At 76.2% G+C, this 9807-nt stretch carries 11 protein-coding genes and 1 tRNA gene; 3 read left to right on the top strand and 9 right to left on the bottom strand.

Going from position 1 to position 9807, the window contains the following annotated elements; all coding sequences use genetic code 11:
• Both ATM99_RS02655 and ATM99_RS02650 read right to left on the bottom strand, forming a co-directional pair.
• Positions 1–1241: MFS transporter (locus tag ATM99_RS02655; protein ID WP_062101395.1), on the bottom strand; the 1241-nt coding region annotated here is incomplete at its 3' end.
• Position 1242: 1 nt separating this feature from the next.
• On the bottom strand, positions 1243–1974 hold the full coding sequence (locus tag ATM99_RS02650) for a TetR/AcrR family transcriptional regulator (protein ID WP_062101394.1): 732 nt from the start codon (positions 1972–1974) through the stop codon (positions 1243–1245).
• Between the two features lie 267 nt (positions 1975–2241).
• Here ATM99_RS02650 and ATM99_RS02645 point away from each other — a divergent pair.
• Positions 2242–2331: transfer RNA gene (locus ATM99_RS02645), tRNA-Ser, on the top strand.
• Between the two features lie 224 nt (positions 2332–2555).
• Here the strand turns inward: ATM99_RS02645 and ATM99_RS02640 are convergent.
• On the bottom strand, positions 2556–3359 hold the full coding sequence (locus tag ATM99_RS02640) for a DUF2690 domain-containing protein (RefSeq protein WP_062101393.1): 804 nt from the start codon (positions 3357–3359) through the stop codon (positions 2556–2558).
• A 263-nt stretch (positions 3360–3622) separates the two neighbouring features.
• On the opposite strand from ATM99_RS02640, the gene ATM99_RS02635 reads away from it, so the two are divergent.
• Positions 3623–4096, top strand: a complete 474-nt coding sequence (locus ATM99_RS02635; RefSeq protein ID WP_082659159.1) for a DUF2690 domain-containing protein — start codon at positions 3623–3625, stop codon at positions 4094–4096.
• Between the two features lie 156 nt (positions 4097–4252).
• Positions 4253–4972 carry a M15 family metallopeptidase gene (locus ATM99_RS02630; protein WP_062101391.1) on the top strand — a complete coding sequence of 240 codons (720 nt, stop codon included), beginning with the start codon at positions 4253–4255 and terminating at the stop codon, positions 4970–4972.
• Between the two features lie 36 nt (positions 4973–5008).
• On the opposite strand, the gene ATM99_RS02625 is transcribed toward ATM99_RS02630, so the two are convergent.
• The 6 genes from ATM99_RS02625 to ATM99_RS19170 form a co-directional block, all read right to left on the bottom strand.
• Positions 5009–5599: a hypothetical protein gene (locus ATM99_RS02625; protein ID WP_062101390.1), complete on the bottom strand. Its 591-nt coding sequence runs from the start codon at positions 5597–5599 to the stop codon at positions 5009–5011.
• Entirely contained in the window at positions 5596–5862 is a 267-nt protein-coding gene (locus ATM99_RS02620; RefSeq protein ID WP_046531080.1) for a helix-turn-helix transcriptional regulator, read from the bottom strand. Before ATM99_RS02620 ends, ATM99_RS02625 begins: the two co-directional genes overlap by 4 nt.
• 59 nt (positions 5863–5921) lie before the next feature.
• Positions 5922–7163, bottom strand: coding sequence for an ABC transporter permease (locus ATM99_RS02615; RefSeq protein ID WP_082659158.1), 1242 nt, complete (start codon positions 7161–7163; stop codon positions 5922–5924).
• Positions 7160–7837, bottom strand: a complete 678-nt coding sequence (locus ATM99_RS02610) for an ABC transporter ATP-binding protein (protein WP_062101388.1) — start codon at positions 7835–7837, stop codon at positions 7160–7162. The genes ATM99_RS02615 and ATM99_RS02610 overlap by 4 nt, the downstream gene beginning before the upstream one ends.
• Before the next feature lie 71 nt (positions 7838–7908).
• Positions 7909–9087 carry a peptidoglycan-binding protein gene (locus ATM99_RS02605; protein WP_062101387.1) on the bottom strand — a complete coding sequence of 393 codons (1179 nt, stop codon included), beginning with the start codon at positions 9085–9087 and terminating at the stop codon, positions 7909–7911.
• Positions 9084–9737, bottom strand: coding sequence for a hypothetical protein (locus tag ATM99_RS19170; protein ID WP_062101386.1), 654 nt, complete (start codon positions 9735–9737; stop codon positions 9084–9086). Before ATM99_RS19170 ends, ATM99_RS02605 begins: the two co-directional genes overlap by 4 nt.
• Between the last annotated feature and the right edge of the window lie 70 nt (positions 9738–9807).

The raw sequence follows: 9807 nt of genomic DNA, 5'->3' as shown, positions 1-9807 counted from the left end.
CCGCGCAGGCGTGACAGCGCGGCGACCGCGAGCGCGCACAGCGCGGCCGCGAGGCCGTACAGCGTGGGGTAGCCGCCGAGCGTCGTGACGACGGGTGCGGCGACCACGGGCGCGAGCACCTGCGGCAGGGCGCTGGCGACGTTGCCGACACCGAGCATCGTGGCGCGCGTGGTCGGGTCGGGGAGCACCTGCGTGAGGATCGCGAGGTCCACCGCGACGTACAGCCCCCACCCGGCGCCGACCAGCACCGCGGCGCCGATCACCACGGGCAGGCCGGGCGCGGTCGCGAGCACCGCCGCGCCGACGGCGATCGTCACGGCGCCCGCCAGCACGAAGACGCGCCGGCGTCCGGTCCGGTCCGACACCACGCCGCCGACGGCCGCCGCGACGGTCGTGGTCAGCGCGAACACGACCGTGACGACCAGCACCCACGTGCCCGTGTCCGTGACCCCGACACCGTCCTGCAGGTAGAAGTACAGGTAGAGCAGCACGAGCGCGTTGACGAGGTTGAGGACGAACCGCACGGTCCACGCCCACGCGAACGCGCGCGTCGGGCGCAGCGCCCGCAGCGGGACGCGCTGCCCGGCGCCGGCCGGGGACGGCCCGGCGTCGACCGGGCCGGGGCCGCCGGGTCGCGGCGCGACCGGCCCCTCGCGGTGCACCAGCAGGATCGCGACGCCGAGCGCGGGCACGCCCACCGCGAGCGCGACGTACCCGGCCGGGCCCTCGCCGGCGAGCACCGCGACCGCCGTCCCCAGCACCACGCCGAGCGTCTGCGCGATGCCGAACAGCGCACCGACCAGTCCGCGCTGCCGCTCGGGCACGCGGTCGGCGATCATCGCGGCGAGCGCCGCGAACGGGCCGTTGAGACCGATCTGCGCGACCACCCAGCCGACCGCCATCGCGGCGGGCGTCGTCGCCGACGCCAGGACGGCGAACCCGCCGACGGCCGTCACCGTCCCGGCGACGACGACGGGCCGGCGCCGGCCCCAGCGCGAGCGGCCGCGGTCCGAGACCGCGCCCCACACGGGGTTCGCGACGAGCGACGCGAGCGCTCCCCAGCCCGTCACGAGCGCGAGCAGCGCCTCCTTGCCGCCGGTGCCCGCGAGCCGCTCGGCCTGCGCGGGCAGCAGGATCTGCAACGGCCCGAACCAGCCGGCCGCGACGCCGAGCATCGCCAGGACGTACGCCGCGACCCACGCGCGACCGACACGTGCCGTGGTGTCGGTCGGCGCGGTCACGTCAGGCCGCCGGACCCGTGGGGTCGTCGGTGGGCTCGCCGGTGCCCGGGGCGGCGGCGGTGCCCGCGGTGGGGACGTCCGGGGCCGTCGCGGCGTCGTCCTGCGTGGTGGGCTCGTCCACCACGGCGAGCTCTGCGAGGCTCGCGAGCATGCGTGCGTGCAGCTCGATCGTCGTGCGTGCCGCGAGCGTGTCGCCGTCCGCGAGCCACGTCGTCGTCAGGCCGTCGATCGTCACCACGAGCAGGCGTGCGACCTGCTCGACCGGGAGCGTCCACGTGCAGCCGCACGCCGTGGCGGCGTCGCTCAGCACCTCGACGGACATCGCGTAGTAGGTGCGGTACAGCGGCAGGGTCTCTCGCCCGTCGGAGCGGCGCAGGCTCCAGACGAACAGGTCGAGCAGCGCGGTCTCGCGCGACGGCTCGGCGCACAGCAGGTCGAGGTAGCGACCCATGCCGGTGACGAGGTGGGCGCGCAGCAGGTCGGTCCCCGGCGGGCCCTGGGGGAACCCGGCGCGCTCGATGACGCTCAGCTCGCCCTCGAGGGTGTGCGCGAGCACCGCGTCGAGCAGCGCCTCGCGCGTGCCGAAGGCGTAGTGCAGCGAGCCCAGCGGGATGCCGGCCTCGGCGGTGACGGCGCGCGTCGAGGCGCCCGCGACGCCGTCGCGCGCGACGACCCGGACCGCGGCGGCGACGAGCTGGCGGCGGCGGTCCTCGACGCTCCGGCGCTCGTTCATGGCGCGGCCGTGGTGGGAGCGTGACCAGGGCGCCGGGGGCGACGCCCGCCGACGCGGGTCCCGGGCAGGACAGCGGGTGCGGGCACGGGTTCCCCTCGGCGCAGTGACTCTTGGTCGAGTGACCAAGTGAGCACACCGTGGCGGACGAAAGCGCTTCCTGACAAGGGGGGACGTCCTTTCGGGTGCCTGCGCGGGCGGCTGCTCGGAGCGGGAGCGACGAGATCGCTTTGGTGGCGGGGCGGCGGCCCGGTAGCCTGTGCTCGTCCTGGAGACGTCGCATAGCCAGGTCTAGTGCGCGGCCCTGCTAAGGCCGTGAAGGGGTCAACCCTTCCGTGGGTTCAAATCCCACCGTCTCCGCGTGAGGGAGTCCCGGCAACGGGCCCCGGAGTGCAGAACCCCGCCAGTGAGCTGGCGGGGTTCTGCGCGTCCCGGGTGGTTCCGCCGGTCGGTGACCCTGCGCCCATCGGTCCTGCTCGACGTGCGTGAGCGTCTGACGGGCGATCTCGACGTCCGCTCACCGCTGCGCCGGAGCGCGACTCCACCGCACTCGCCTGAGCGCCCTGGGTGGAGGTTCGGGAGCGTCAGACGCAGACAGGTGCGCCCAGCTCCAGGCGAACCCCGTCCACGCTGATGGCGCCGTCCGCGCACAGGCGGGTTCGGGCATCGTCGCGCACGATCAGCGTGGTGTAGGCGCTCTGCGCGTCGGGCTCCGTGGTGTCCTGGCGGTCAGCGGCCTCGGGTGCGATCTGTCGGTAGATGCTGGCCGACACGGTGTTGCCCGCGGAGGCGTTGTCGTACCGGGTGACCCTGGCCCAAGCGGCACGGCAGGCGTCCGAGTACACGATCTGCAGCTGGGTGTCCCGTTCGCGCGTCTCGCTCGCGACCACCGTGGCGTCGTCGACGCACGGGGTGTCCGCGGGGTCGACGCCGGTCTGGACCTCGTACAGCGGTCCCGGGGCGCCCGCGTGGCCAGGCGCCCACAGCCACCACGCGGCCCCGAGCGAGACGACCGACGAGAGGATCGCGCTTCCGGCCGCCAGTGCGGCTGCGGCCCGACGGCTGACCGCCGTCGCCCGGGCCGGGCCGAGCGGCGCCGTGATCCGTGCGCCTGGGTCGAGCCGACCGCGTCGCGCGAGCCAGGCGTCGACGTCGGCACCGAGGACGCGGATCAGTCGCTCGACGGTGCGCTCTGTCGGAAGTGCCCTGCCGCGGAACGCGTCCGAGAGCACGGACTTCGAGACGCCCGCCCGCCGGCCGAGCGCGACGAGCGTCGGGTCGCCCGCGGCTCGGCGCAGGTCGCGCAGATCGCTCGCGAAGCGGGCTGCCGAGTCCGTCGCGGGCGGGCCTGCGGCTGTCTCGTCGGATCGAGCGTGCTGGTGAGACACCGGCCCCCCCTGGGTCGCTGGACGTGCTCCGCTCGTACTCAGCCCAGGCCTACCAGAAGGGGACGTTCCGGAGTGTCCGTTCCGGGCCCGGACGTCCGGCGGACGGCGCGACCTGCGGTCACGGTGGTGCCTGACCGGACGTCGTCGCGGACAGGGTGCGCGGACGGCTCCGGAGCCGACGCATCCGACGCTCGGTCGGTGCGCGGCACGCTCGCGCGGGGTGGCTGCTCACCGTGCCGGGCGGTCGACCGGAGGGAGACAGGATGATCCAGGCACGCAGGCTCCGACACGCGGCCCGAGTGGTGTCGGCGCTCGTCGTGGCGGGGGTGATCGGCTCGTCGGGCGCGTCCATCGCGAACGCCGGGCCGCAGCACCACGGCACGGACCCCGCAGCGACGGGCTGCAACCAGAACGCGGCACAGATCTCGTCGCGTGGTGTCGAGACGCCCTACGGTCAGGTCGTCGCGACCGTGCAGGTGTTCTACTCGTACAGCTGCCAGACGAACTGGATCCGCGTCACCGGCAACCCGGCTGGGGGTGCGACCCTGAAGGCCATCCGCACGCAGGGTGGGGCCGAGCTGGTCGAGGTCGACTGGGGCACGGCCTCGAGCTACTCGATGCAGGTGTACGCGCCCGGTTCGACGTGCATCGAGTACCAGGTGGCGCTCACGTACGCGAGCGGGGCGCACTACGCCGAGGCGTACGACCCTGCGAGGTCGTGGATCCTCGTCTGCTGACGGGAGCCGACCTGTGCGGACGGATCAGTGCCTGACCAGGCACGTCCGCACAGGTCGGCGTCCGCGTCCGAACCCGTCCCCGGTGGCACGTGACCAGGCGCGAGGTCCACCCACGAACCGACGCCTGCGGACGGCGCCCGGGCCTAGCGTCGAGGCATGTCGAACCGACAGGCGGCAGGACGGGCGGACGACGCGCGGGAGCGCGCGGCCGCGACGACGGTGCTCCCGGCGGCCCCGCGCCGACCCGTGCCGCCGGGTCCGACGCGGGTCCCGGCCGCGTCGTCGCACCGTCCGGTCCCCGCGGGGGCGATCACCGCGGGCGTCCTGCTGCTCGTGGTCGCGATGCTCGTCGGCCTGGGGTTCGCGCTGCGCGACGGGACGGCGGGGGTCGTCGAGGGTCTCGCGCCCGAGGTCGACGCCGACGCCGGGCCGACGTCGCAGAACGGCTGGCCCGTGGTCGGCGACCCGTACGACGAGCGGCTCGTCATGCTGCCGGGCGTCACGGGCGGCGTCCGGGCGGGCGACGTCGCGACCGTGCTCGGGCACGTCGTGGCGCGGTTCGGGGCCGAGATCGAGCCGGTCGACGAGATGAGCTCGTGGGGGTGGGCGCACCGCGAGGTGCGGGGCGGCGGCGACGTGTCCAACCACGCGTCCGGCACGGCGGTCGACCTCAACGCGCCCGCGCACCCGATGGGGGAGGAGGGCACGTTCACGCGTGACCAGCTCGCGACGGTCCGGTCGATCCTCGAGGACGTCTCCCCGGCTGTCGTGTGGGGCGGGGACTTCGACGGGCGGAAGGACGAGATGCACTTCGAGGTCGTCGGCGGACCCGAGGTCGTCGCCGAGGTCGCCGCGCGGCTCGCCGCAGGCGGGTGAGCCCCGCGCGGGCGAGCCCCGGGCGAGGGGGAGGTCTCAGACGTCCTCGCCGAGGGCCGTGACGACCGCCGGCAGCATGAGCGCGAGCTGGATCGTCAGCACGCCGACCAGCAGCGGCACGGCGCGCGGCGCGTCCCACCACGACGACGTCGCGGCGAGCAGCACGCTCACGGCGACCACCGCGAGCCAGCCCAGCAGCGTGTACGAGCGGCGGTACGCCGCGCCCCGCACCTGGAGCTGACGCTCGTCGAGCGTCCCGGGGGCGCGCTCCTCGACGCCGCGCGTCGCGGCCTTGAGCGTGCCGATCACGGCGACGAACCCGACGACGAGCGCGACGAGCAGTCCCAGTGCGACGGCGGTGGGCAGCTGGTCCACCACGAGGACGGCCGCCGACTCGACGATGAGCAGGCCCGCGAGCGCGGCGACGAGCAGGCGCCGGGCGCGCCGCGTGCGGAACCGCTCGAACGCGGGGTCGTCGAGCGTCGCGGCGCGGCGCTCGTGCCGGTCGGCACGCACCTGCGCGATGCGCAGCTGCACGGTACGCACCTGCTCGGTGCGCGGCCGCACGGCGTGGGGACGGCCGGTGCGGGGGAGGCCGGTGCGGGGCTGGCCGGTGGCGGGCGTCATGACTGCTCCTTGTACAGCTGGTCGACCATGGGCGGGAACGGGGTGAGCGCGAACAGGGCCGGCAGGGGTGCGTCGAGCTCCTCGGCGATGCGCAGCGCGAGCACGAGGCTCGGGCTGTACTCGCCGCGCTCGAGGTACGCGATGGTCTGGTAGTGCACGCCGACGCGCTCCGCGAGCTCCTTGCGGCTGAGGCCGCGCTCGGTGCGCACGACCGTCAGCCTGGAGTACAACCGTGGCTTGCCGGAGTCGGAACCCTCTCGCATGGAGCAAATATACTCACCCTTGGCGTCGCGCGGCCACGCCGGCCGCGCGACGCCGCACCTCACCCCGCGAGCGCGCGCGTCGGCGGCACGTGCGCCGCGCGCACCGCCGGGTAGAGCCCCGCGAGCGCCCCGACGACCACTGCCCCGGCGGCGCCGCCCGCGACGACCGCGGGATCCAGCGCGACCGGCCACCCGCGCGACGCGGCGTACCCGACGGTGACGAGGACCCCCAGCACGGTCCCGCCCGCACCGCCGACGGCGGACAGCAGCACGGCCTCGGTGAGGAACTGCGCGCGCACGTGCCCGCGCGTCGCCCCCAGCGCCCGCCGCAGGCCGATCTCGCCGCGGCGCTCCAGCACCGAGACCACCATCGTGTTGGCGACCCCGATCCCGCCCACCAGCAGCGCGACCCCCGCCAGTCCCACCAGCAGCCCGTCGAACGTGCGCGCGGTGCTGCGCTTGGCCGCGAGCGCGTCGGACGGCCGGCTGACCTGCACCGTGCCGGGCAGCTGCGGGTTCAGCGTCGCGGGCAGCACGTCCCGCACGTCCTCGACCGCGTCCTCGCGGGCCGTCACGTAGACGACCGTCGGGTGGCCGTCGAACCCCAGCACGTCGCGCGCCGCGGGCCACCCCACGAGCACCGCCTGCTCGATCGCGGGTGCGAGCGGGGTCGGCGACAGCACCCCGACGACCGTGAACCAGTGCGGGCCGACGCGCACCTGCACGCCCGGGCCCGCCGGATCGACCTGCGTGACGCCCAGCCACGCGGCGGCCTGGTGACCCAGCACCGCGGTGGGGAACCGCTCGGTCGCGGCGGTGAGGAACCGCCCCGACGCGACCTGCCCGTGGACGGGCCCGAGCAGGTCCCCGTCGACGGCCAGCACGCTGATCCCCACGCCCGACGACGGGTCCACGACGTCCGAGCGCCGGACCGTCGCGCCGGTGTTGCCGACCGCACCCGCGGCCGTGACCGGACCGATCCGTCCCGCCATGCCGCGCGCCCCCTCGACGAGCGGCACCGGCTCGCCGTCGACCGACGTCCCCTGCGCCACGAGCGTGCCGGTGCCCAGCGCCGACAGCTCGGCCATCAGCGCGCGCTGCCCCGACGCGGGGATGCCCGTCACCACCACGAGCGTCGCGACGCCGACCGCGATGCCCAGCGCCGACAGCGCCGCGCGGGCCGGTCTCGCCGTGAGCCCGCGCAGGCCCAGCGCGAGCCGGTCGCGCGGCGAGAGACGCACCGCACGGGCCGCGTCCGCGTCGTGATCCCGGCGGGCGCGGGAGCCGGGCGCGCGCCTCACGCCGCACCCCGCACGGTCGGGCGGTCGGCGACCACGCGGCCGTCGTGCAGCACGACCTGCCGCTCGAACGCGCGCGCGACCTGCGGGTCGTGCGTCACGACCGCGAGCGTCGTGCCCTCGGCGTGCAGCCGCACCAGCAGGTCCACGACCTCGGCGGTCGTCGCGGAGTCGAGCGCACCGGTCGGCTCGTCGGCCAGGACCAGCGCCGGCCCGGCGACCAGGGCCCGTGCGATGCCGACGCGCTGCCGCTCGCCGCCCGACAGCTCGTGCGGGCGGTGGTGCACGCGGTGCGCCAGGCCCACCCGGGCCAGCGCGTCGCGCGCGAGCGCGGTCCGGTGCCGACGCGGCACGCCCGCGTACAGCAGGCCCGTGGCGACGTCGTCGAGCGCGGGCATGCGCTCGGTGAGGTGCGCGTGCTGGAAGACGAACCCGAGGCGGTGCGCGCGCAGCGCCGAGACCTGCCGGTCGTCGAGCGTCGCGGTGTCGTGCCCGTCGACCACGACGCGCCCCGACGACGGCCGGTCGAGCGTGCCCATGAGGTGCAGCATCGTCGTCTTGCCGGACCCCGACGCCCCGACGACGGCGACGGACTCGCCCGCCCGGACGGTCAGCGTGACCGCGTCGAGCGCGACGACCGCGCCGTGGCGTCGCGTCACCGCGTGCAGCTCGAGCACGGGCGCGGCGGTGCCCGCTGCCGTCTGACCCGGTGTCGTCGAACCCGCTGCCGTCCGACCCGGTGCGCCCGTCACGGGACCACCACCCGCGTGCCGGCCGTGAGCCCGTCGCCCGTGACCTCGACGAGCCCCTGCGCGAACATGCCGGTCGTGACGGGCAGCAGCGTGCCGTCGGGCAGCTCGAGCGCGTACCCGCCGCCGGCGAGCGCGAGCAGCGCCGTCACGGGCACCGCGAGCACGCCGGAGCGCTGCGCGCGCGTCACGGTGACCCGGACGTCCGCGGAGCCCGCGAGGACCTCGGGGTCGTCGGCGGTGACCGTGACGAGCGCCCCCGGTGCTCCCGGGGTCGTGCCGTCGGCCGCCTCGACGCTCCGCACGGTGCCGCTGCCGGTGCGGCCGTCGCCCGACGCGAGCGCCACGACGACCCCGGCGGCCAGGTCGCCGACCTCGCCGCCGGGCAGGTCGACGCCCACCACGCGGTCCTCGGACGCCAGCCGCAGCAGCTCGTCCGTCACCGGTGCACCGACCTGCGCCACGACCTGCTCGACCACCACGGCCGACGGACGCACGACGACGAGCGCGGGGTCGACCACACCGGTCGGCTCCAGGCCCAGGTCCCGCTGCCAGCGCGTGACGGCCTGCGCGACACGCGGCGTGTAGGTGACGCGGTCCGCCGCCGGGGCCGCGTCGCGCGGCACCGGGCCGGCGCTCGTGCGCGCCGTGTCGGCGACCGGCCCCTCGGCCGCTGCCCGCGCGACCGCGTGCTCCGCCGCGCGGCCCACGTCGTAGCCCAGCGCCTGCAGGTTCTCGACAAGCACGCGCACGTCGTTGCCGTGCGGCGCCGTGCCGCCCTCGGGGACCGTCGCGTCGAGCGTGCGGAACAGGGGGGTGTCGCCGAGCAGCAGGACGACGGGCCGGTCGTCCGACCGGTAGATCTGCTGCCCCCGGTCCACCGCGGACCCGGGTGCGGGCAGCGCCGTCACGACGCCCGTCCCCGTGCCCGTGAGCGGCGACGCCGAGCCCGCCCGCACCGTGCCGGGGAGCGTGCGCGCGTCGACCAGGTCGGTGACGACGACCTCCGCGGTGGGGCGCGGCGACGCCGTCGGCGTCGCCGCGGCCGGGCCGGTGAGCAGGCCCGTGCGCGGCAGCAGCACCCCGCCGCCGAGCACCAGCACCCCGACGGCGGCGGCCACGACCGCGATCACCCGGCCGTGCCGCCGCGACCGGTGCTCCTCGGGCCCGTCGCTCACGAGTCGCCGCCGAACGCCGTCATCATGCACGCGCTGTCGATCTTGCCCTCGGGGTCGGGCGCGGACGTCGCACCCTCGTCGTACGTCCACGTCAGCGTCCCGGGAGGGCCGCTGGAGTCGGCGACCGCGTGCACCATGATCCCGTTGTCGCGCAGGCACGCGACCCACGCCATGACACTCTCGCGATAGCGCGGGTTGGTGTCCGGGCTGAGCTCGACGGGCTGGCGCGGCAGCAGGTGCGCGCACGCGGCCTTCGCCGTGTCGGGGATCGGCTCGGCCGGGATCTTGCTCAGGTCGCGCCCCTCGATCCCCGCGACGAGCGAGCCCTCACCGGCGGGCGTCGCGCCGTTGTCGAGCAGGCACAGGTCCCACATCGCCACGAGCCGGCCCTGCCGCTCGGGCGGGTCGTCGAGGCGCAGCTGCGGGGGCTCGCCGGTGAGCGCGTAGCCACGGTCCGCGGCGCCGGGGTCGGCGGCTCCGGGGTCGGGGGTGGCCGTGCTGGTCGCCGGGGGCGCCGCCGCGGCGGACGCCGCGGGCGTCGACGGCAGGGCCGCGACCGGCGGTGCGGGCTCGGGCGTCGTGCACGCCGCGAGCAGGAGCGTCGTGGCCGCGGCCAGCGTCGCGGCGGCCTTCCATCGCGTGGTCGTCATGTCCCACGACGCTAGGAACGGCGTGTCAGGAAGTTGTCAGCGTGCGGTGCGCACGTCGTCTCGGCGCCCG

The sequence above is a fragment of the Cellulomonas sp. B6 genome (assembly GCF_001462455.1).
GTDB lineage: Bacteria > Actinomycetota > Actinomycetes > Actinomycetales > Cellulomonadaceae > Cellulomonas.
This window is presented reverse-complemented; position numbering and strand designations above follow the sequence as displayed.

Excerpts from the sequence above, each read along its gene's own strand:
- ATM99_RS02650 (WP_062101394.1), bottom strand. The coding sequence starts at position 1,974 with ATGAACGAGCGCCGGAGCGTCGAGGACCGCCGCCGCCAGCTCGTCGCC.
- ATM99_RS02635 (WP_082659159.1), top strand. The coding sequence starts at position 3,623 with ATGATCCAGGCACGCAGGCTCCGACACGCGGCCCGAGTGGTGTCGGCG.
- ATM99_RS02630 (WP_062101391.1), top strand. The coding sequence starts at position 4,253 with ATGTCGAACCGACAGGCGGCAGGACGGGCGGACGACGCGCGGGAGCGC.
- ATM99_RS02625 (WP_062101390.1), bottom strand. The coding sequence starts at position 5,599 with ATGACGCCCGCCACCGGCCAGCCCCGCACCGGCCTCCCCCGCACCGGC.
- ATM99_RS02620 (WP_046531080.1), bottom strand. The coding sequence starts at position 5,862 with ATGCGAGAGGGTTCCGACTCCGGCAAGCCACGGTTGTACTCCAGGCTG.
- ATM99_RS19170 (WP_062101386.1), bottom strand. The coding sequence starts at position 9,737 with ATGACGACCACGCGATGGAAGGCCGCCGCGACGCTGGCCGCGGCCACG.